Below are 21,564 nucleotides of genomic sequence, written 5' to 3'. Positions count from 1 at the left end.
GCTCAGAAATTCCTCAGGCCCGCAAACAGCTCTGCGAACTTCGAGGCCGCCCGGTAAAACACTGGGGGCTCGCCGAAGGGCGCCAGCACCGTGGCCTCGTGTCCTCCGACGAATGTCCGGCCGGACCACACATGGACCCACTCGGCGCCTTCCGGAAGATAGGTGCTCCACTCCATCTTCCCGGCTTGCCAAACAGGGGCGACGAGCAGGTCGGGGCCGTAGAGATAGGCGTCCTGGATGGCATAGGTCCGGGCATCGTGCTCGAAATGGAGGAACAGGGGCCGCTGGACCGGGAGCCCTTGAGCGGAAGCCTCCGCCACGAGAGATTTCAGATAGGGAACAAGGTGCACATAAACTCTCGTCATCCGCGCGAAATGCGCAAGCACCTGCGGGTCATGATCGATCTGCAGGTTATCGCGCGGACGGTTGCCCTCATGAGTGCGCATGACGGGCGTGAAGGCACCCATCTCGGCCCAGCGCATGATCAGCTCCGCCGTGCGGACATTGCCGAAGAGACTCGTATAACCGCCGATGTCCGAATGGTGATAGGCGTTTCCGAGGAGCCCCGACGAGAGCGCGCCCGAGATCACCGTCACGAGCCCGTCGTGGCGGGTAAAATCGACCGACTGGTCGCCGCCCCACAGGAGGGGACAGTGTTTCTGAACGCCCGTGAAGCCGGCGCGCATGAAGAACATGGCCTCGCCCGTCTTGCCCCGGCTTTCCACCGCGCGGGCATTCACCTCGGCCCAGAGCGTCGGCCATGCATTGTGCATCAGCTTCGCATCGACTCCATTGGCTAGCTTGACGTCGATCGGCAGGTATTCTCCGAAATCGGCCATCCAGCCGGAGAGGCCAAAATCGAGCATGTTCTGGCCGATCACCCGCTCGGCGAACCATGCGGCAGCATCCGGATTGGTGAAGTCGACGACGCCGCAATCGAACTCGCCGAAATCCACCAGGGCGGTGTTGCCGTTCTCGTCCGTCGCGAAATAGCCGGCGGCTTCCGCCTCCGGGAACAGAGAGCCGTCAACGGCGAGGTAGGGATTGACGTAGCCGAGGAAGCGGATGCCGCGATCCTCCAGCTCGGCGATGCGCTGGCGCAGCCCCGGATAGCGATCGTCGTTCGCCTTCCAGTCCCAGAACAGGCGTGCCCCGAAGGAGGTGTGGCGCAGGCCGACCCAATCCTCGCACCAGAGGCCCGACACCTTCGTGCCGGCCGCAATGATGGCCTCAAGACGGTCGAGCGAGTTCGCCCCGTCCTTCAGGCCGATGATCGCGCCGCCATAGACCCAGTCCGGCAGCGGCGGCTGGCGTCCGAAGCGCTCAGACATGGCCTCGACGAGAGCGACGAAGGTCGGGCGTGACGTGAACTCGATCCGTTCCGGGACGGCCCAGATCTCCACTTCGTGGAAATCGTCTTTCCGGAAATCGAAAGCCGAATAGGCCGTGGTCTCCACATGCAGCGCATAGCGCCGAGAGGAGAGATAGGTCGGCTGCGGATAGTTGGTGTTCCAGTAGTCGCCGCCCGACTTGCCGGTCACATCCGACTTGAAGGTGATCTCCGTCGTCTTGTCGCGCCCGACACCAGGCTCTGAGGTCCAGAGCGGGAACCGACGGCCGCGCATGTCGAAATACGACATCTGCTCGCCGCCGCCCCAGACATGCTCGTCCTTGTCGGCCTTAACGCGCAGCCAGACGCGGTTGATCGACTGATCCGCCGAATGGAAAGCTACGACGGCGTTTCGCCCATCGCCCGACACGTTGAGCATGACCCGAACCGGCTGGTCCGGAGCGGCCGAGAAGGCGATCTCCGTGCCCGACACGACCGCATGGGCGAGCGGCGTCCGTTCGATAACATAGTCCTCGATGTCGAAATTGCCGTGGTACATGTCCATCCGGGCGTCACCCTGCCCCACGAAAAGGCACGGTGCATCGCTGCGATGGCGCAGGATGAGCCTTCCGTCGAGAACAAGATCAAAGCCGTTGTCAGCCGTCTGGAGTTGCATGGAACACTCTCAATTCTGGGTCAGGCCGGCATCGACGATGAAATTCGCACCCGTGCAGCCGCCGCTCTCGTCCGAGCCGAGGAAGAGAGCCATCTTCGCCACATGGCTGGCGTCCAGGCGGAACTTGAGCGCCTGAAGGTCGATGAATTGCTGGTTCAGCTCCGGCGTTAGCCAGAGTTTCTCCTGGCGTTCCGTGAGGATTGCACCTGGCACGATGCAGTTCACCCGGATATTGGACGGCCCCAGCTCGCGGGCGAGCGTGCGGGTCATGCCGTTGATTGCCGCCTTCGCGGTCGTGTAACCGACCATGCTAGGACGGCCGCGCATCCACGAAATGGAGCCGAGCATGATGACGGAGCCCCTGCCCCTGTCGGCCATGCCCTTGGAGACGGCCTGCGTTGCGAAGAACTGATGATCGAGGTTCAAAGCGAGGGCGCGCCGCCAAGACTCGGGCTCGACCTCAGTCATATCGTGCCGGTCGTCCTTACCGGCATTGTTGACGAGAACATCCACGCCACCATGGTCGCTTTCGATCCTGGCCAACACCTCGCGCAGCGCCGGAATGTCGGTGACGTCGCAGGCGTGGAAGGGGGCTCCCGTTGCGCTCGCCAGCGCGTCCCCAGGCTCCTTCGCGATGTCGATGAAGGACACCCGTGCGCCTTGCGCCACGAAAGCCTTCACCATCTCCTCGCCGATTCCGGACGCACCACCCGTGATGACCACGGAGCGGCCTTGAAGGGAACGGTATTGGACGGTTGAGTAGTCGAACGACATCGCGATACGGCCTCAAACGGAAGGATCGAAACGGCTTTCGGGGAGTCCCGGAACGTCAACCCGCATGGAAAAAAGGCTTCCCGAGTGCGGAAAGGCTGTCAGCTCATCGCCGGAGCGGCCTGTGCGGGCAGACGTTACATAAAGGGTCTTCAGGTCGGCGCCCCCGAAGCAGACCATGGTGGGGCACCGAGCCGGAACAGGATATTCCGCCAGCAAACGTCCATCGGACGCGTAGCGTTGGATCCGTCCGCCCTCGAATAGGGCCGTCCAGTAGCAGCCTTCCGCATCCACCGCCGCACCGTCCGGGCGCCCTTGGTGGGTTTTGGCGGGTTCAAGACGGGCGAACAAGGTCTTGTCCGTGGCCTCTCCGCGTGCCGGATCGTAGGCATAGCGCCAGACCGTGAAGGTCGGCGTATCGGAGTGATAGAGCATGCGCCCGTCCGGCGAGAAGGCGACGCCATTCGACGTGAGCAGGCCACTTGCGAGCGTGACGAGACCTCGCCGGTCGTAGCGATAGAGATGCGCCTTACCGCCATCCTTCGGCTCGTCGATGGTGCCCACCAGGAAACGGCCTGCCAGATCGACGCGGCCGTCATTGAAGCGGCTGGTGCGCTGGTCCTCCGGGTTGTCGGCCAGCTTCGTCTCACGATTTCCTTGGGAATCCGGTAGCCACACGCCCGAACGGAATCCCGCGATGAAGCTGCCATCCTTCCTCAGACCGATGCAGCCGATCTCATCCGGCATCGTCATGACGGCATGCTCACCCGAGTCGGGCCTGTAGCGATGGAGCGCCCTGCCCTTGATGTCGACGAAGAACAGCGCCTGTTCGTCTGCGTCCCAGATCGGGCACTCGCCCAACTCTGCGCGGACATCGAGGGCGACGGAGAGGGACATCCCAATGAACCTCAATAGGCTGCGGCTGGAGCATCCGGCGGGGCCGGTTGATCGCGCAAGGCGCCGAGCCACTCGGAGGCGCGGCTCGTCATCATGGCGATGTCGGATGCCACCGCCACATAGCTGTATCCATAACCGATGAAGCGGCGCACCATGTCCGGGTTGGGGCCGACGATGCCGACCGGCTTGCCGGCGTCACCCGCCATCCCGGCCGCCTTCTCGATCAGCGCCTGAACGTCAGGATGCGCGATATTGCCGATATGCCCCATGGCGGCGGCGAGGTCGCCGGGCCCGACGAACAATGCGTCGATGCCAGGAACGGCCGCGATTTCCGGCAGCCGCTCGACAGCTTCCGGCGTCTCCAGTTGTACGATCACTGCCACCTGATCATTGGCGCGCTTGAGATAGTCCGCAACGCGGCCGAACCGTGAGCCGCGATGCACCGCGGCGACACCGCGGACACCTTCGGGCGGATATTTCGCAAATGAGACGGCTTGCCGGGCCTCCTCCGCCGTCTGGACGAAGGGAACCATGATCGTCTGGGCGCCGGCATCGAGCACCCGCTTCACGAGCACCTGATCGTTCCAGGCGAGCCGCACGACCGCATCGGCCGGCGTGCAGCCGATGGCACGTAGGATATGGGCCAGATCCGACACTTCGATCGGCACGTGCTCCATGTCGACGACGAGGAAGTCGAAGCCGCTGTAGCCCATCGCCTCGGCGGTCGCGGGCGCTGCTGCCATGAGCCAGGTGCCGAGCGGCGGGCGCGGCCCGTCGCCCTGCAGCCAACCTTTGAAGCGGTTCTCAATGTCGATCATGACGAGCACCTAGAAGATTGACGGCTCGACCACAGGGCCGGGCGTGCTGAGGAAATCGAAGTCGCAGCCTTCATCAGCCTGCGAGACATGGCGCTGATAGAGCGCCGCGAAGGATCGCCCATAGACGTGCGCGGTTGGCTTCCATTCGGCGCGACGGCGCTCCAGCTCGGCCTTGTCGACCTTCATGTCGAGGCGTCCGGCCTCCACATCGAGCTCCACGAGGTCGCCCGTCCGGAGAAGCCCGAGGGGACCGCCCACAGCCGCTTCGGGTGCCACGTGCAGAATGCAGGTGCCGTAATGGGTGCCGCTCATACGCCCGTCGCAGATGCGGACCATATCGCGCACGCCCTGCTTCAGGAGCTTCTTCGGGATCGGGAGGTTGCCCCATTCCGGCATGCCCGGCGCCCCGACAGGACCGGCATTGCGCAGCACGATGACCGTGTCCTCCGTGATGTCGAGGTCGGGATCGTCGATGGTCCGGTTCATTTCGGCGGGGCTGTCGAAGACGAGCGCCGGCCCGACATGCTTGAGGAATTTCGGGCTCGCTGTCGAGGATTTCATGACCGCGCCGTTCGGGGCGAGGTTGCCGCGCAGAACGGCGAGCGTCTTGCCGCGCGAAAGCGGCACGACCGGATTGTCTTCGCCCCGGATGACATCGTCGTTCCAGCACTCGGCTCCGGCGACGTTCTCACCCAGGGTCTTGCCGTTCACGGTCATGGCATCCTGGTCGAGATGCCGCTCCAGCTTCCTGAGCAGTGCCAGAAGCCCGCCCGCGAAGTAGAAGTCCTCCATCAGGTGCTCGCCGGACGGGAAGAGGTTGGCACAGACCGGCACCCTGCCGGCCATGTCGGACATATCGTCGAGGGTGAGGTCGACACCAGCCCGGCGCGCCATGGCGATGAGGTGCACGGCGGCGTTCGTGGAGCCCCCGAGCGCCATGTAGGTAACCAAGCCATTGCGGAAGCTTCTCGCGTCGAGGAGGCGCGACGGCTTCCAGTCGTCCCAGATCATCTCGACAATGCGCTCGCCGCAGGCCGAGGCCATGCGCGGATGGCCGCTATCGGCCGCTGGTATCGATGACGCGCCCGGAAGCGTCAGGCCCATGGCGTCCACGATGGACGTCATGGTGGACGCTGTTCCCATGGTGTTGCAGGTGCCGATAGAACGGGTCATCCGGCTCTCCAGATCGACCCAATCGCCCTGGGTGATGTTGCCGGCCCGAAGCTCGTCCCAATACTTCTTGGTATGGGTTCCGGCTCCCGTCTTCTGGCCGCGCCATTGCCCGTTCGACATCGGCCCCGCCGGACAGTAGATCACCGGAATGTCCATGCTGATCGCCCCCATGAGGAGGCCTGGCGTGGACTTGTCGCAGCCACCCAGCAGCACGGCCCCGTCGATGGGGTGCGAGCGCAGGAGCTCTTCCACCTCCATCGCGAGAAAGTTGCGATAGAGCATGGTGGTGGGCTTCACCATCACCTCTCCGACCGACAGGGCCGGCAGCTCCACCGGATAGCCGCCCGCCTGCCAGACACCGCGCTTCACGGCCTCTGCCCGATCGCGGAGATGCGAGTGGCAAGGACTCAGGTCGCTCCAGGTGTTGACGATCGCAACGACCGGCTTTCCGAGAAACTCCTCCCGGCGCAGGCCCATCTGCTGGGTGCGTTGGCGATGCGCGAAGCCACGCATGTCGTCGGAGGCGAACCAGCGCTGGCTCCGCAACTTCCCGATGGGTCGGCGTGTCATAAAAAATCCTTCCCTTGATGCCGCCGGAGGTTTGGCCGGATACGACACGCTCCTGTAAGATCACGATCAGGGCCGTGACAGGCACGATACCAATCACAAATACTGCCGAGACCACCGGAACCGCGATCTGGAACAGGGCGCCGACGCGCATACGGCCAGTCGATCCATCCGGAACCCGGACCAGTGGGAATGGGACCTGGCTGATACTCAGCAGCACCTAAAGTATCCATCCGGAAGGGTCCAATCGCGTATTTGCCTTGGCGAACGGTGGAGCGCATGGAACGTCCATTCACAACGCACCTGGCACGAACGAGGCCGCGCGTATAAGCACTACACAGGATAGGTTCGCGCCGGTTGTGTGGCCGCATCACAGCCGCCGCGGCACCGTCATCCTAGACCATACTGATAGTCCAAAGCCTTTATGACCCCTCTCAGCTCAGCCAAGCCTTTGAGGCGCCCGATTGCGGTATAACCTGGGTTGACTCGCCGGCTTGAAGAGAGGTCATCAAGCATACGGTGCCCATGATCGGGGCGGAACGGGATCTTCTCGCCGTCCGTCCGCTGATGGTCCTCCTTGAGGAGAGCATCCATGACTGCAACCATATCGACGTCGCCTTCAAGGTGATCGGCTTCGTAAAAGCTCAGTCCGTCCGGCTCCCGTCGCGTTGCCCTCAGATGAGCGAAGTAAATGCGTGATGCGAAGCGGCGGGCCATGGCAGGAAGGTCGTTATCTGCGCGCACGCCGAGGCTACCGGTGCAGAAGCACATACCATTGGCCTCGGACGGTACGGCCGCGAATAAAGCCGCATAGTCCTCCTCTGTCGATGCGACGCGAGGCAGCCCAAAGAGCGGCCGTGGCGGATCGTCTGGATGGAGTGTAAGCTTGACCGACAGCCTCTCTGCGACGGGAGTGACCTGCTCCAAGAACTCGATCAGGTGCTGGCGCAGCTTCGCAGCGTCGATGCCTTCATAAGCGGAGAGCCGGTCGCGAAACGCCCCTAGGCCCAGGGCGTCGGTCGTAGATCCCGGCAGGCCCGCTGCGATGGTTTTCGTCAGCCGCTCGACAGCAGCATCGTCCAGCGCATCGGCCGCCATCTTCGCCCGAGCCTGAGCCTCCTGATCGTACGAGCTGTGCGCACCGGGACGTTTCAAAATATAGAGGTCGAAGGCGGCAAAAGCATCTTGATCGAAGCGCAGGGCGGTGGCGCCGGTCGGAAGCGGCCAATCGAGATCCGTCCGGGTCCAGTCCACCACGGGCATGAAGTTGTAGCAGATGATCTTGAGGCCGCCCTGGGCCGCGGCCTCAAGGCTCGCGATCCAAGCTGCGATGGATTGCTTGGCACCAGCACCGTGCCGCTTGATGTCGTCTGCGACCGGTATACTCTCGATCACCGACCACCTCAACGGCGAGCGCCCAGGTGGCGTGATCTCGATAAGGTCGCGGTGGCGCTCAACATCGTTGAGCGACCACGCCTCACCCGGCGGGACATGATGGAGCGCGGATACAATATCCGTGGCTCCTGCCTGACGAACTGCATCCAGCGTTACCGGATCATTGGGGCCGAACCATCGCCAAGCTTCTCTCATGGATCACGTCCTTCATGCTGTTTGAGCATCGATGCGGTACGCTCTCAATCTTTGAACCCCGGTGTGCTTGGCACGACGTTGATGGATCCCTTCGGCGTTTCGACCCGGATCTGCCCTTCGATGGCGACCGGATGAACCGAAACCGTGTCGAAAGCTGGCCGGTAGGAGCCGATAGAATCGACAGACAATACGAGATCCTTCCCGCTTCGCCGCAGCTGGAAGCGAAGCTCCAGCCGGCCGTCGCCCTGCCAGTCCGACGTATCTCCGTCATCCTCGTAGAGGCATGCATCGGCGACGTCCTGCGAAGCACCGAAGACAATTAACTCGCGCTGCGTGTCGGCGCTCGGATCGATCCCGTCGGTCTGCCGGGTGACTGGGATCATGGCGCCGCACCGGACGAAGACAGGCAGGCGTCCGAGGGGCGCTGGGAGCGTGATCATCTGCGCACCTTCGAAGTGGCGTCCGTCGTGGAAGTCGAACCAGCCGCCGGCATGCTCAGGCAGATAAATCTCTCGGTCCGTTGCTCCCTCCTCGAGAACGGGCGCGACCAGAATGTCTGGCCCGAGCATAAAGCTGTCTTGGACTTCAAGAGCGGCACGGTCATTGGGGAAATCATAAAACAGCGGACGCACGACTGGCTCGTTCTCATGTGAGGCCCGCCACATCTGTGTGTAGAGGTAAGGCATCAACCGGTAGCGCAGTGTCATGGCGTCACGAACCTGAGGAATGACACTCTCGTGCATCCACGGCAGGTTAACGATGCCGCTGTCCTTCCAGGAGTTCATGACCATACGTGGCCAGAGAGCGCAGAATTCCACGAACCGGCAGAACAGCTCCGCATTCGGACTGGGTCCGTGGAATCCGCCGACGTCATGCCCGATGTTGAACATGCCGGACAGGCTCATGTTGAGCCCTTGGGTCAGATTGAACCGAAGGGTCTTCCAAGCCGTCTCGTTATCGCCGGACCACGTCTGGGCATAGCGCCACAGGCCGGCTGCCCCACCGCGTGTGATGGCATAGGGTCGTTTCCCTGGCGTGTGGGCGGCCTGCGTCTCATAGGAGACCTTCGTCATGAGAAGCGGTTGCGCCGGTCGTGCCAAGACTTGCGGGAATGGACGCCCATCACCGTTGCATATGGCGTCCTCGTCCCAGATCTCGTATTCGTTGTTGTCGTTCCAGACTGAGACGACACCGTAATCGAGCAGTGCAGTTTGAATTCCATCCCGCCACCAGGCGCGCCCATCAGGGTTCGTGAAGTCGACGTGGAAGCCCAAGCCGTCCCAGAACTGTGCCACGGCCGGCTGGCCCGTCGCGCCATCCATAACGAGGATTCCCTGCTCCTTCGCCTCATGGAGGCGGGGATGGTCATCCAGAAGGCAGGGCTTGAGATTGGTGACCGGCTGCTTACCGGCTTCCTTCAGCCGGCGCATGGTGCCCGCGGGGTCGGGAAACTTATCGCGGTTCCAGTTGAACGCATAGCGGCGGTGCCCAATGGACGTGTAGCCGGAGCCGAAATGAAAGCTGTCGCAGGGGATCCGGTGGTAACGGCACTTCTCAATAAAGTCCGTAATCCTCGCATCGGCATCCGGCGCGTCCGTGATGGTCATCGTCGTGGTGGCGAAGCCCAGTGTCCATTTCGGCGCGAAGGCCTGGCCGCCCGTCAGCCAGGAAAAGCGCCGCACCACATCCGGAGTACTGGGGCCCGCGAGGACATAGAAATCGAGGTCACCATCCTGCGCGCTGTAGGACCGGAACAGCCCATGGTAGTTATCGATCGTGCAGCCGAGATCCATCTCGCCGATAGCGAGATTGTCATAGAAAACGCCGTGCGCACCCGCCGGGCCGTCGACGACGACGAACGGGATCATCTTATAGAGCGGATCGCTCAATTCCGCGTCGAAGCCGCACGGATCCACCGCGTCGATCTTGAAGCGGCGGCCCGTGTGATCGAGAGGGCCTGCCTTGTCGCCCATGCCATAATGGCGCTCGTGCTCATCGCGCGCCATGACATGCTGAAGGGCGCCAGTCTTGCGTGACACGAAATAGGCCTGCGTCGGACGGTCTCGCAGGAAGGGATGGCTTTCGCCGGTCCGGTGCCAGGCGATGCCGAAAGGGGACAGGGTTACCACGGCCGTCAGACCTGGGGTTTCGAGCACGACCGTGCCGCTCTGTTCCGTCACGGACGCTTCAGGGCACGTGAACCCTTCGGTGGAGTCCCTTGATCTCCCTTCGTAAGACGGCTCAAGGCCATTGGGCGCGATGCTCCAGCCGCGGTCAAGGCGATAGCCGCCGTCGCGTTTCATGACGACCCGGCCGATATCCTGCTCCAGGATCCCGACCCGCAGTTCCGTCTCCAAGCCGAGATCGAACACTGCCCAGATGCCATCGCGGCCGCGGTAGCGACCCTCGGTCAACGCTTTCATCGAAATGGTCTCCTCAGCAGTATCAGCGAATGCGGATCGCGTTCTCGTCCGCGTCGAAAAGGTGAAGCCATTCACGCCTGAGGCGCAGGCCGAGCCTCTGGTTCCGTTCGTACCTGGCCTGTCCATCCTGGCGCACGGTCACCTGCGGCAGGCCCGGAGCCGATCCGTACAGGTAGGTCTCGCCACCGAGCTGCTCCACCAGGTCCAGGGTGATGACAAGATCGGCCTGGGCCTCATCCACAACATCGATGTGCTCCGGCCGCGCCCCCAGCGTGATGTCGGCTCCAGAGGCGGTCTGGCCGGTTGAGGGCACAGCGATTGATCGGGCGTCGTTTCCAACGGCGACCTGGCCGGTACCTGCCACGCGCGCCGGGAGCAGGTTCATGCGCGGCGAACCGATGAAGCCTGCTACGAAGAGATTGGCTGGATGATTGTAGACCTCCAACGGCGTTCCCACCTGCTCGATGCGTCCGGCACGCAGCACCACGATACGGTCAGCCAGGGTCATGGCCTCGACCTGATCGTGAGTGACATAGATCATGGTGCCACCGATCTCCCCGTGCAGGGCAGCAAGTTCCTTGCGTGTGGCGACCCGCAGCTCCGCATCCAGGTTCGACAGCGGCTCGTCAAACAGGAAGATCTTGGGATCGCGGACGATCGCGCGTCCGATCGCGACACGCTGGCGTTGGCCGCCCGAGAGAGCCTTGGGCTTGCGGTCGAGATAGTCGGTGAGCCGCAGCATCTGGGCCGCGCGGCGCACGCGCTGGTCGACCTCGCTCCGGTTGAGGCCCATGTTCTCGAGAGCGAAGGCCATGTTCTTGTACACGCTCATGTGCGGGTAGAGCGCATAGGACTGGAACACCATGGCAAGCCCCCGATCGGAGGCCGGAACGTTCGTGACACTCTGACCGTCAATCCGGATGTCGCCGCCGCTGACCTGCTCCAGGCCGGCGATGATGCGCAGAAGCGTGGACTTGCCGCAGCCGGAGGGACCGACGAACACCACGAACTCGCCATCTGCGATCGCGAGGTCTACGCCATGAATGATTGTCGCGCTGCCGTAGGACTTCTTGATATCGGTGAGCCTGAGGTCTGCCATGATTCAACCAAGCGGGTTATTTCATCCCGGTATTGGCAATACCGGTGGTGATGAAGCGTTGCAGGAATACGAAGACGATGGCGACCGGGGCCAGGGTCATGACGGTCATCGCAAGAAGGTACTGCCATTGGGTCTGCAACTCGCCCTGGAAGGCGTTGAGGCCGATCTGCAGTGTGTAGGATTCCGTCTTCGTCAGGACGGCAAGCGGCCACAGGAACTCGTTCCAGCGCCACATGATCGAGAAGATCGCCAAGACCGCCAGCGCAGGCAGAGACAGGGGGATCACGATGCGCCAGTAGATCTGCCATTCCGAGGCCTTGTCCATGCGGGCGGCTTCAATAAGGTCGCGCGGCAGGGTCAGCATGTACTGGCGCAGGAGAAACACCCCCGTCGGTGTCGCGGCCCCCGGCAGGATCACGGCCCAGAGCGAGTTGACGAGTCCGAGCTTGGTCACCACCAGATAGACCGGCACCAGGATGATCGTGATCGGGATCATGAGCGTGCCGATCACCATCAGCATGGCGGCATTCTTGCCCTTGAATTCGTAGATCGAAAGGGCGTAGGCCGCCATGGAGTTGATCAGAAGGGTGATCAGGGTCGCGACCACCGTCACGAAGACTGAGTTGGCGAGAAACTGTGGGAACGCGAAGCGCTCCAGGGGCTCGGTGTAGTTTTCCGTGGCGAGCGCGAACTGGCGCACCGGGACACGCTTGTCGATGGGCACCCTGAGCTGCTGGCTCGGATTGGCCGGATCGATCATCTGCGCTTGGATGCCGACACGGCGGATCTGGGCGAGTTCGCGCGTAGACCCGTCCTCCATGGTCACCGTGAAGAGGGGCAACGGCTGCGGGAATCCTTCCACACGGATTTCCTTCTGCGACATCGGCAAAAGAGAGGGCGGGAATTCAAGCAGGCTCGCCTGTGTCTTGAACGACGACAAGACCAGCCACAGGACAGGGCCGAACATCAATACGACGCCGAGCAGCAAGTACGCATAGGCTGCAATGTCGGTCCAGTGCCAAAGTTTAGCATTCCGGCGAGCAGTGAGGAGATTGGCGATGTTCATGATGACCTCACGAGGACTTGCGTTGTGTGAAGGCGAGCTGCGTTAGCGTCAGCGCGAACAGCACAATGCCGAGCACGACAGAAGCCGCCGCCGCGAGGCCGAAATTCTGAACCTGGTTCGAGAATGCAGTTTCGTAGATGTACTGCACCACCATCAAGGTGGAGGTGCCGGGCCCTCCTCCGGTCAGCACGAAGACCTCGTCGAAGGTCTGAACGGCGCGAATCAAGGCCAGCACGATCACGACGATCAAGTTCGGCCAAAGCAGGGGTAGGGTGAGACGCCAGAACACGCGCCAGCGGGGCGTCGCATCCATCTCGGCAGCCTCGTAGATGTCAGACGGGATGGCCTGCAGGCCGGCCAGCAGGATGAGGGTGTAGAAGCCCATATGAGCCCAGACCGACACAAAGATGGCCCAGAACATCGCCCAGCCGGGTTCGCTGAGGAACAGGATCTTGTCGCCATCCAACGCCATGATGCCGGCATTCAACAGCCCGTCGCGCTGCAGGATCCACTTCCAGATCAGTGCGACGACCACGGGGGATAGCAGAACCGGAAAGAAATAGACGGCGCGGAAGAAGCCGCGTCCGCGGATCTTCATGTTGAGCACGATGGCCGTCAGGAGCGACAGCCCCACCATTGCGATCACCTGGAAGAAGGTGAACCTGAGTGTGTTGAAGACGCCGCGCCAGAAGTGGTCCTCGCGGCAGCTGCTCGGATCCACGTAAGAGGCGCAGTCGAACAGATAGGCATACTGGCCAGCCCCTACATAGGGTCGTTCGGATGGGAACAGCGCAGGTCCGCCGGTGACTGAATAGATGAAGTTGATGCCAATCGGCACAAACACGAACAGGCCGAAGAACATGAGGTTCGGCAGCAGGAAAACGTAAGGCATCCGCCTCTCGCCGATGAGGCGCTGCAGCCACGACATCGGCCAGTCGATGATCCGCGCGGCCTGCCTCAGGATAGGGTGTGCCCCATGCGGCTGAGTGCGGCGGCCTGCTGGATCGGACGACGGTGTCAGAGAGGGCTTTGACGTGAGGGTCATGCGGCCTCCGGTGGAGGTGAGAATGTCCCGGGCAGCGTCGCCCGGGACACATTCCAGATCTTACTTCTTGTTGCGCTCGGCGATCTGCTGCTCGACATCAGCCGTGATGCGCTTGTAGGCTTCGTCAAGCGTGGCCTCGCCGGCAATGGTCTGGCCGAGCCGGCTGATCACAGCGTTGAAGATCACGCGGTTGTTGACATAGCCCTGCAGCTTGTTGGCAACCGGGGAAAGCTGCGCCACGCCATCGCTGAAGACCTTGAGAGCGGCCTTAGCTTGCGGCGAAGCGGCCTTGTACTCGAGCCCTTTCTTGGCGAGACCAAGATGGCCCGGGACGAACAGCGACCGCTCGTAGAATTCCTCGGCCACTTTTTCGCTGGCAAGATACTCGACGAGACGCGCGACCTCCTTTGGATGCTGCGTCGTCTTGATGGCGACCAGCGCTGCGCCTCCTGGCATGCCGGAGCAGTTGGCTGGACCGCAGGGGGTCGGAACAGCGACCCAGTCGAAGTCGGCGCCGATGGTCTTGTCGAACTGCCCGATCTGCCAGGAGCCCGACTCGTACACCACAACCTGTGCATTCTTGAACTCGTCGTTGGCGCCGCGATAGGCGGTGCCCGCCACCGAGCCCCAGAGCTCCTTCGACATCACACCGTTCTTATGCCAATCGAAGACAAGCTGCGCGGCTTTCTTGAAGCCCTCGTCCACGACGGCGGGCTCACCTTTCTCGTTGAACACCTTGGCGCCCTGCGTGATCGCAAGGCTGAAGAACCGATGGCCTGACCGATCGATGGCGACCGGGAATGGGGCCTGCACCTTCGCGGCTACATCCTTGGCGGCCTTCGCCCACTCTTCCCAGGTTGCCTTGGGACCCGGCATCGCGACATTCGCCTGCTCGAACAGGGTTTTGTTCACGAAAGGCCCAGTCAGGGTGAGTTGGGTCATGTAGCCCGGGATCGAGCTCGTGTCGCCCGGCAGCCGCATCCACTCGAGGAAGGGTCCGAAACTGGTTTCGAAATAGGCCGCGTCCTTCAGATGGGGGCGCAGGTCGAGCATGTAGCGCGCGACCCCGCCGAGGTCTGCGACGCGCGCAAGGTCAGGCCCCTGACCTGCTGCGAGCTGAACCGGAAGGTTCTCGTTAATGGCCTTGAACGGAACCTGATCGAGAACGACCTTGATGTCCTTGTTCTGCTCCTCGAAGCGGCGCAGCAGGTCGGACATGACCTCGCCTTCGTTGCCGTCCGAGTACCAGGTCATCCGCAGGGTCGTCTGCGCCTGTGCGTAACCAACTGCCAGGCTTGCCGCGAGTACGGCACAGCCCAGGAGCATTTTTGTGCCCTTCATTGCTTCCTCCATTTCGTTATCTCGCCGAACGAACGTCGAGATTTGCTTGGATCTGTAGCGCCGCAGAGGCGTCAGATCTCATTAAAACCCGGCCTTGGGACCAGCTGGATCCTCTGCAACGGAGGAATTCGATCGAACCGCGGTCGGCCAGTATTCGGTCAAGCCGGCATCCCGAAGTGCACCGGATGGCGACCGGTTCTCGGCGATGCGATGGCCCTGCCGCAGACATGTGCCCGGAAGCTGAAAAGTTCCAAGCGCCGCTGCTGAATCGTACTTTGGCAAACGTTTGCCTAGTTGTCTATCGTTCTTTAGGGTAGCTATCTTGGCGGCATCATCCGAGACCATCGATGGATGATAGGCCAAAGTGGTGGATCAGGCCGGATGAGCAAGAAGAGGCAGTTCAGACAGGAACCGGTTTCACTCGCGACGGTGGCGGCCCAAGCTGGGGTTTCGATTGCGACCGTATCCCGGATTGTGAATGGCGAGACTCGCCGCGCGTCAGCCGAAACCGTCGAGCGGGTCCAGAAGCTTGTGGTGGCCCTCGGCTACCGGCCCAATTCCGTCGGCCGGACCCTGCGCAGGCGGGAAAGCCGGATTGTCGCCATGCTGTCGCCTAATCTCGACAACCCGGCCATGGCGGCTATCGCAGCCTCTGTCGAGACAGCACTCCGCTCTGCCGGCTACGTGATGATCCTGTGCGATACCCATGACCGCGCGGAACTTCAGGATGAATACCTGCAGGCCATGCGGTCGCAGGTCGTGCAGGGATATGTTGTCGTCAATGCGGTGCGCAGCGAAGCACTGTCCGCCTCTGTTGCCCGGGGAGATCCTATTGTGTTTGTCGGTCGTCAAAACCCTAATGGAGGAGGCTCCTTTGTAGGCATCGACAATTGGAGTGCCGGGGCAGATGCAGCTGATCACCTGTGGGCACGAGGCATCAGAAACCTTGCTGTCATCTACCCCACGCAAGGATCCTCGGCGTCATTCGACCGTGTGGACGGCTTCGTCACACGCCTCGAGGAACTTGGCTTGCCGCGCAAAGCGATACGACAGGCCGAAGCACCGGGCCTGACACATATGGAGGTGGGCTACGCCGCGGCTCAGAGGCTAGTTGACGGACTACCATGGCCTCAGGGGCTGCTCTGTCCGAGCGATCTCATGGCTTATGGGACCTATCGCTTGGCGACAGAACAAGGCATCCGGATTCCTGAGGAATGCAGGATTGTGGGGGTCGACGACAACAAGCTCAATGCCTGGATTGCTCCCTGGCTGACCTCGGTCCATATCCCGTATGCGGAGTTCGGCCCTAAGGTCTTGGATCAGTTGCAAGCCTTATGGGCAGGTGAGAAGCCCTCAGAGCAGCTTCTGCCGCATACGCTGATCGTTCGCTAATCCAACGCGCCTAGATCCCGTCTCACAGCTTGTAGGCCTCCTTGGCGAGGCGATAGGCGAGATCGTGGGCTACCTCATGCGCCTCATCCTCATCGAGGCGATGTGTGGTCACGAGGTTGGCGAGATAGGCACAGTCCACCCGGCGGGCGACGTCATGCCGCGCCGGAATGGACAAGTACGCTCGGGTGTCGTCGTTAAAGCCGACTGTGTTGTAGAAGCCGGCGGTTTCCGTCGTGATCTCACGGAAACGGCGCATGCCCTCCGGCGCATCGAAGAACCACCAGGCGGGACCGAGCTTCAAAGCCGGATAATGCCCGGCAAGCGGCGCCAGCTCCCGCGAGTAGCTCGTCTCGTCGAGAGTGAAGAGGATGAGCGTGAAGTTCGGCTCGTTGCCGAAGCGGTCGAGCAGCGGCTTGAGCGCACGAACGTAGTCCGTCTGCAGCGGAATGTCGGCGCCCATGTCGCGACCGAAGCGGCGGTATAGCGCATCGTTGTGGTTACGGAACGAGCCAGGATGGATCTGCATGACCATGCCGTCCTCCACGCTCATGGCCGCCATCTCGGTCAGCATCTGGGCACGGAACAGCTCCGCATCCTCAGAATTCGCATCTCCCGTCGAGACGCGGCGGAAGAGGGCCTCGGCATCGGCCTGCGAAAGGTTGGCGGTCCGCCCGGTGGGGTGGCCGTGGTCGGTGGAAGTAGCGTCATATTCGCGGAAGAAGGCGCGCCGCTTGCGATGCGCTTCCAGATAACCTCCCCAGGTCGCGGTATCGCAGCCGGTGATCTCACCGAAGCGGACGAGGTTCTCGCGAAAGCCTTCGAATTCGGGATCGACGACCGGATCCGGACGATAGGCCGTCACCACCCGTCCCTTCCAGCCCGATCGGCGGATGGTCTCGTGATGCTTCAGCGGATCGAGGGGGCTTTCCGTCGTGGCGATGGCCTCGATGCGGAAGCGATCGAAGAGCGCGCGCGGGCGGAATTCCGGCGTGCGCAGCGCCTCGTCGATGCGGTCGTAGTAGGCATCCGCATTTGCGGCCGAGAGCCGCTCGGTGAAACCGAACAGGGTCGCGAAGGTATGATCGAGCCAGGCACGCGTGGGTGTGCCGCGGAAGAGATGATAATGCGAGGCGAAGCGACGCCAGATCGCCCGCGGGTCGCGCTCGACGGCGCCGCCGTCCCTTGTCGCGAGACCAAGGTCTTCCAGCCGCACGCCCTGGCTGTAAAGCATGCGGAAAACATAATGATCGGGAATGACGAAGAGTGCCGCCGGATCCGGGAACGGCTCGTTTTCCGCATACCAGCGGGGATCCGTGTGGCCATGCGGCGAGATGATGGGCAGATCCCGCACTTCCGCATAGAGCCTGTACGCCACATCGCGAGTGGCGGGCTCGACAGGAAACAGCCGGTCCGGATGAATCAGCATGGCGCACTCCCTTCGGCACTTCGCCCGAGCCCATTTCTCAGGCCGGTTGCGAGCACCTCATCGAGCAAACCTTAAAACGCCCCCCACTCCTTTGCAATGAAGGTGGGCAGGACGCGCTGAGCGGTTGCAGAATGCGCCGCTTGATCGCGAATTGATCACGTCGTCGTGGCTGTCCTTGGCGCAGAAGAAATTCGCGGCGAAGTGCGGGCTTGAATCAAGGAGCGCCAGGATGCTCAACCAGCACAATCGGTGGATCAGGTCAACCATTTGGCACGGCGCGATCCCCGTGCTTCTGGTTAGGTAGAACCACACCGACAAAGGACCAGTCTCGAACACCACCCGCTTCACAGACGGTGCGCGCTTACGGATCAGGTCAGCAATCAGCTCGGGATCAGAGGGGCATTTGCCGCGCCAGACGCGCTTGCCGCCCCGGCGGATCGATACGGCCTCTCTTTCATCGACCTGTCGAGCCCGATATAGTCATCCATGGCTGTTCTCCATTCGATGCTTGGGCCCGGCTTCCCGTCGTGAGCCCGTCTTTCCATCTTATCGGGGAACAGCCACCGGCTGCCATGAGCGTAACTGGTTCGGGGCGCCTTGCTCCCGCGATTACCCCATGTGGACGGCGCCTGCTCCCGGCAGCGCCCTATCAGTTAGGGTGATTGCCATGGATGAAGCCCAAGAGTGTCCAGCCCCAACTTGCCCGAGTAAAGGAAAGCGGACCGATCACAGTCGTGGGAGGACAGATTCGGATTGACGGGATACGCCCGAGGGCGTATCCAGAACATATCGCGAACATATCTCAACTTCACCACTGGCAGTGTTGGCGGGCTAAGGCGTCACCCGAGCCCATTATGTTGGCATACGGTATAAGGGTGACCTGGTTGGCGGACGAAGTCCTCTGGGTAGAACCGCCTACAATTTCACGTGCGTAATAGCCCGGACTTCAAATGGCGGATGTTGGCCATGTCCCAAGTTGACGCTCTCTTCCCACCCCTCAGACAAGTGGCCGACTCTCAAGCCGTCGCCGCCATAGAGCACCTCGTCCGAGAAGCCCCTGATCGTGCACTGCATCGCGTGAATGCGCTTGCCTTCGCAAAAGACAACGGCGTTGATGAAGAACAGGCGATCGCCGCCTTCCTGCACGCCACGCGCCTTGGGCTATTTGAAATGTCATGGAATGTGTTGTGTCCAGCCTGTGGCGGTGTTCTTGACGCAGGCACCAGCTTGAAGTCGATCAATCGTGCCGAATATCGGTGCGCCTTTTGCGCGATCGGCTATGAGCCGAACCTGGACGAGATCGTCGAGGTAACCTTTACCGTAAGCCCGCGGCTCCGCCAGATCGCTGGGCATGATCCGAACGGTCTTCCTATCTGGGAGTATTGCCGGCAGATGTTCTGGAGTTCTGGTGTCGCTCTGCCCGAGAACCTGGAATCGGTGGTTGAGGAGATCACCCTTGAGGCTCTTGAGCTGCCTCCCGGTGAGAAGGCGATCCTGTCTTTGCAGCTGCCGGAGAAGTTCGTCATCATCTTCGACCCGGTGACTCATGCGACGCAGTTCATCGACGTCAAGGGCGCGGCGGCCCGCGAGCGCCAAAGCCTCTCGCTCGTGTTTGATCACGCCATGGCGGCAAGCGAGCCCGTCGAGCTGCACCCTGGACCGGTCCGTCTCTCACTTGAGAACCACCGCGACGTGCGGCTTCTGCCGACAGTGTGGGTTGCGGATGAACGGCTCAATGATCTTGTCGCGCGGCGACGGCCATATCTGACCGCCAAGCGTCTCTTGACCAACCAGACCTTCCGGGATCTTCACCGGACCGATATGCTCGACGTGGACCAGCGCTTGAAGATCACCAGCATGACCTTCTTGTTCACGGACCTGAGAGGCTCAACAGAGCTGTACGATCGCATTGGCGATCTCGCGGCGTACGACCTCGTGCGGGCGCATTTTCGGGTCCTGTCCGAGAGTGTAGTCGCCGAAGCTGGAGCCGTTGTGAAGACGATCGGGGATGCGGTAATGGCGACCTTTCCCACTCCACAGCAGGCGATCGCCGCAGCCTTCCGCATGCGCGAAGGAATGCGTCGCCTCAATGAGGAGCAGCAGCGGGAGGATCTCTACCTCAAGATTGGAATTCATGAAGGGCCTTGTCTCGCGGTGACCTTAAACGACCGCCAGGATTATTTCGGTCAGACCGTCAATGTGGCGGCTCGTGTCCAGGGGGTGGCCGATGCTCGCGCAATCTGTGCGACGGGGTCAGTGATCGATGATCCTCAGTCGTCCCGGCTGCTCAAGACTGTTGGTGTTAGGCCTGAGCCGCACTCCACAGTTCTGCGGGGGATCTCTGATGAGATGACGATCTACGAAATTCCATAGAATGGCAACGCGCAAGCCGACGGTAGTGTGAATTGGGGAGTATGAGGTTTGGTGGGGCAGCCTTTATTGATGGGCAAGTAAAGGTGTCGAAATGGTGGGCTCCTAAAACGGTTTCATTACTGGTTGCCCATAAATCGTTATGCTCTCCTACACCGGTAGCTCTGACCCACCCGCCAAACCCCGCAGTTGAGCTTGGCACGTAGATCGGAATGCGCGGCGATGAAGTTCTTTGCATCATGCTCGCTCGCGATCGGGCCAACCGTCGCGACGAACCGGTTCTTCTTGATGATTTGGTCGATGGATTTGTATCGTTCCAAGGTAAACATAGAGTGCGGCTGGGCTGGTTAGCCTGCTCTTTCAATTGTGAATCTAACAGTTGTACTTTCTTTAACAGATCGCAGCGCACATCTCGTGATTTCGGCCGTGGGGTCCGGTTTCGTACGCTGGCCTATTTCGCAAGTGCTGATGACATTCTGACGGTGCGCTCGCGATGGGCGGTATAGAGACCACTGGCGATGATCACACCCGCCCCGACCTGCGTCCAGCGATCCGGCACGTTGCCAAAGATGACATAGCCCAGCAACCCAGACCAGACGAGCTGGCTGTAGGAAAATGGTGCGAGCACTGAAGCGCGCGCCTGCTGGAAGGCCAAGACGACCAGCCATTGGGCAATCGTGGATGCCACCCCTGTGATAAGTGCCAAGCCTAGCTCACGCCAGCCGGGAGTCACCCAAACGAACGGTACAATGATGGAGGTCACCAGCAAGCCCACAACCGCTGCAAAGGTCAGCGAGACTAGGGGGCTATCGGAGCCGCTCATCTTGCGCGTGACAACCAAGGCAACGGCCCAGCTGGCAGCGGACAAAAGGGGAAAGATCGCAGCTGTGTCGAACGCTCCGGCGCCGGGCCGCACAATGATGAGGACGCCGATCAGACCGACCACGACCGCGCTCCACCGCCTCCACCCGACCACCTCGCCTAAGACCGGGATCGACAGCGCGGTCACGATCATGGGTGAGATGAAAGAGACGGCCGTGGCTTCAGCCATTGGCAGGAACGCCAATCCCATGATGAAGAAGATCGACGAGCCCAGCACGCCGAGAGCTCGGAGTGTCTGCAGGACGGGGCGCCTCGAGCGGAGGGCCTGCATCTGCCCCGTGAACCCTGCGGTTCCGAGTATCAAGAGCGTAAACACGCAGAAGCGCAGCCAAGCCACCTCGACCGCTGGTAAGGCAGTGGTCATGAGCTTAGACGCTGCGTCTGAGCATGAGAAAAAGGCCAGCGCCGCAAGCATGAAGGCGATGCCACGAAGTGGACGATCACGACTGATGGCGGCTCCATTCAACGAATAACATTGGTCCTCTTGATCAATGATGGTCGGCGAGCACAATCGGCCATGGTAGACCCCGAAATTCTCGGCAAAAGACATGAAGTTGTACAAAAAGTTCGTAAAGGCGGGGCTTGTTCGAGTTTTGAAATATCCTCGGTCACCTTGGGAAGTTCGGGCGCGGCAAGTGAAGGTCTGCTTGTGCCTGGAGAACCTTAATTCTGGCTGACGCCGGGGCCGAACCGGTGCT

At 61.7% G+C, this 21,564-nt stretch carries 15 protein-coding genes and 2 pseudogenes; 2 read left to right on the top strand and 15 right to left on the bottom strand.

Features of this window, described 5'->3' with window-relative positions; genetic code table 11:
- Positions 1–2 precede the first annotated feature (2 nt).
- The 12 genes and pseudogenes from BB934_RS36860 to BB934_RS36805 all read right to left on the bottom strand — a co-directional run bounded on the left by BB934_RS36860 (position 3) and on the right by BB934_RS36805 (position 14,796).
- Positions 3–2,006 (bottom strand): alpha-glucosidase, encoded by a 2,004-nt coding sequence (locus BB934_RS36860; protein WP_099514695.1) that lies wholly within the window; start codon positions 2,004–2,006, stop codon positions 3–5.
- 9 nt (positions 2,007–2,015) lie between these two features.
- Positions 2,016–2,780, bottom strand: coding sequence for an SDR family NAD(P)-dependent oxidoreductase (locus tag BB934_RS36855; protein ID WP_099514694.1), 765 nt, complete (start codon positions 2,778–2,780; stop codon positions 2,016–2,018).
- A gap of 12 nt (positions 2,781–2,792) precedes the next feature.
- Positions 2,793–3,674 (bottom strand): SMP-30/gluconolactonase/LRE family protein, encoded by an 882-nt coding sequence (locus BB934_RS36850; protein WP_099514693.1) that lies wholly within the window; start codon positions 3,672–3,674, stop codon positions 2,793–2,795.
- 11 nt (positions 3,675–3,685) lie between these two features.
- Entirely contained in the window at positions 3,686–4,492 is an 807-nt protein-coding gene (locus BB934_RS36845) for an HpcH/HpaI aldolase family protein (protein WP_099514870.1), read from the bottom strand.
- A gap of 9 nt (positions 4,493–4,501) precedes the next feature.
- Positions 4,502–6,235, bottom strand: a complete 1,734-nt coding sequence (gene araD, locus BB934_RS36840; RefSeq protein WP_099514692.1) for an L-arabinonate dehydratase — start codon at positions 6,233–6,235, stop codon at positions 4,502–4,504.
- A gap of 10 nt (positions 6,236–6,245) precedes the next feature.
- A pseudogene (locus tag BB934_RS49685) lies at positions 6,246–6,353 on the bottom strand (carbohydrate ABC transporter permease); the annotation flags it as partial.
- Between the two features lie 269 nt (positions 6,354–6,622).
- Complete coding sequence (uxuA, locus tag BB934_RS36830; protein ID WP_099514691.1) at positions 6,623–7,822, bottom strand: mannonate dehydratase; 1,200 nt, start codon at positions 7,820–7,822, stop codon at positions 6,623–6,625.
- Between the two features lie 44 nt (positions 7,823–7,866).
- Positions 7,867–10,245, bottom strand: coding sequence for a glycoside hydrolase family 31 protein (locus BB934_RS36825; protein ID WP_099514690.1), 2,379 nt, complete (start codon positions 10,243–10,245; stop codon positions 7,867–7,869).
- A gap of 22 nt (positions 10,246–10,267) precedes the next feature.
- On the bottom strand, positions 10,268–11,344 hold the full coding sequence (locus tag BB934_RS36820) for an ABC transporter ATP-binding protein (RefSeq protein ID WP_099514689.1): 1,077 nt from the start codon (positions 11,342–11,344) through the stop codon (positions 10,268–10,270).
- 16 nt (positions 11,345–11,360) lie between these two features.
- Positions 11,361–12,410 (bottom strand): carbohydrate ABC transporter permease, encoded by a 1,050-nt coding sequence (locus BB934_RS36815; protein WP_099514688.1) that lies wholly within the window; start codon positions 12,408–12,410, stop codon positions 11,361–11,363.
- 7 nt (positions 12,411–12,417) lie between these two features.
- Complete coding sequence (locus tag BB934_RS36810) at positions 12,418–13,455, bottom strand: carbohydrate ABC transporter permease (protein WP_099514687.1); 1,038 nt, start codon at positions 13,453–13,455, stop codon at positions 12,418–12,420.
- A gap of 60 nt (positions 13,456–13,515) precedes the next feature.
- On the bottom strand, positions 13,516–14,796 hold the full coding sequence (locus BB934_RS36805; RefSeq protein WP_099514686.1) for an ABC transporter substrate-binding protein: 1,281 nt from the start codon (positions 14,794–14,796) through the stop codon (positions 13,516–13,518).
- 381 nt (positions 14,797–15,177) lie between these two features.
- Here BB934_RS36805 and BB934_RS36800 point away from each other — a divergent pair, with 381 nt between their 5' ends.
- Entirely contained in the window at positions 15,178–16,188 is a 1,011-nt protein-coding gene (locus BB934_RS36800; RefSeq protein WP_173909556.1) for a LacI family DNA-binding transcriptional regulator, read from the top strand.
- A gap of 22 nt (positions 16,189–16,210) precedes the next feature.
- Here BB934_RS36800 and uxaC read toward each other — a convergent pair whose 3' ends face one another.
- The gene (gene uxaC / locus BB934_RS36795) at positions 16,211–17,614 is read right to left on the bottom strand and encodes a glucuronate isomerase (protein WP_099514684.1); all 1,404 of its coding nucleotides are present in this window, start codon (positions 17,612–17,614) and stop codon (positions 16,211–16,213) included.
- A 296-nt stretch (positions 17,615–17,910) separates the two neighbouring features.
- Positions 17,911–18,102 (bottom strand): annotated as a pseudogene (locus tag BB934_RS49680) (IS110 family transposase); the annotation flags it as partial.
- A gap of 478 nt (positions 18,103–18,580) precedes the next feature.
- Between BB934_RS49680 and BB934_RS36785 the strand changes: the two are divergent.
- Positions 18,581–19,987 carry an adenylate/guanylate cyclase domain-containing protein gene (locus BB934_RS36785; RefSeq protein ID WP_099514683.1) on the top strand — a complete coding sequence of 469 codons (1,407 nt, stop codon included), beginning with the start codon at positions 18,581–18,583 and terminating at the stop codon, positions 19,985–19,987.
- A 448-nt stretch (positions 19,988–20,435) separates the two neighbouring features.
- On the opposite strand, the gene BB934_RS36775 is transcribed toward BB934_RS36785, so the two are convergent.
- On the bottom strand, positions 20,436–21,416 hold the full coding sequence (locus tag BB934_RS36775; RefSeq protein ID WP_099514869.1) for a DMT family transporter: 981 nt from the start codon (positions 21,414–21,416) through the stop codon (positions 20,436–20,438).
- Between the last annotated feature and the right edge of the window lie 148 nt (positions 21,417–21,564).

Source organism: Microvirga ossetica (genome assembly GCF_002741015.1).
In the GTDB taxonomy this organism is placed as follows: Bacteria; Pseudomonadota; Alphaproteobacteria; order Rhizobiales; family Beijerinckiaceae; genus Microvirga; species Microvirga ossetica.
The sequence above is the reverse complement of the archived record's forward strand: the minus strand, read 5'-3'. Positions and strand labels throughout refer to the sequence as shown.

Excerpts from the sequence above, each read along its gene's own strand:
- araD (WP_099514692.1), bottom strand. The coding sequence starts at position 6,235 with ATGACACGCCGACCCATCGGGAAGTTGCGGAGCCAGCGCTGGTTCGCC.
- uxaC (WP_099514684.1), bottom strand. The coding sequence starts at position 17,614 with ATGCTGATTCATCCGGACCGGCTGTTTCCTGTCGAGCCCGCCACTCGC.
- BB934_RS36825 (WP_099514690.1), bottom strand. The coding sequence starts at position 10,245 with ATGAAAGCGTTGACCGAGGGTCGCTACCGCGGCCGCGATGGCATCTGG.
- BB934_RS36785 (WP_099514683.1), top strand. The coding sequence starts at position 18,581 with ATGTCCCAAGTTGACGCTCTCTTCCCACCCCTCAGACAAGTGGCCGAC.
- BB934_RS36810 (WP_099514687.1), bottom strand. The coding sequence starts at position 13,455 with ATGACCCTCACGTCAAAGCCCTCTCTGACACCGTCGTCCGATCCAGCA.
- BB934_RS36820 (WP_099514689.1), bottom strand. The coding sequence starts at position 11,344 with ATGGCAGACCTCAGGCTCACCGATATCAAGAAGTCCTACGGCAGCGCG.
- BB934_RS36855 (WP_099514694.1), bottom strand. The coding sequence starts at position 2,780 with ATGTCGTTCGACTACTCAACCGTCCAATACCGTTCCCTTCAAGGCCGC.
- BB934_RS36815 (WP_099514688.1), bottom strand. The coding sequence starts at position 12,410 with ATGAACATCGCCAATCTCCTCACTGCTCGCCGGAATGCTAAACTTTGG.
- BB934_RS36800 (WP_173909556.1), top strand. The coding sequence starts at position 15,178 with ATGAGCAAGAAGAGGCAGTTCAGACAGGAACCGGTTTCACTCGCGACG.
- uxuA (WP_099514691.1), bottom strand. The coding sequence starts at position 7,822 with ATGAGAGAAGCTTGGCGATGGTTCGGCCCCAATGATCCGGTAACGCTG.
- BB934_RS36850 (WP_099514693.1), bottom strand. The coding sequence starts at position 3,674 with ATGTCCCTCTCCGTCGCCCTCGATGTCCGCGCAGAGTTGGGCGAGTGC.
- BB934_RS36805 (WP_099514686.1), bottom strand. The coding sequence starts at position 14,796 with ATGAAGGGCACAAAAATGCTCCTGGGCTGTGCCGTACTCGCGGCAAGC.
- BB934_RS36775 (WP_099514869.1), bottom strand. The coding sequence starts at position 21,416 with ATGTCTTTTGCCGAGAATTTCGGGGTCTACCATGGCCGATTGTGCTCG.
- BB934_RS36860 (WP_099514695.1), bottom strand. The coding sequence starts at position 2,006 with ATGCAACTCCAGACGGCTGACAACGGCTTTGATCTTGTTCTCGACGGA.
- BB934_RS36845 (WP_099514870.1), bottom strand. The coding sequence starts at position 4,492 with ATGATCGACATTGAGAACCGCTTCAAAGGTTGGCTGCAGGGCGACGGG.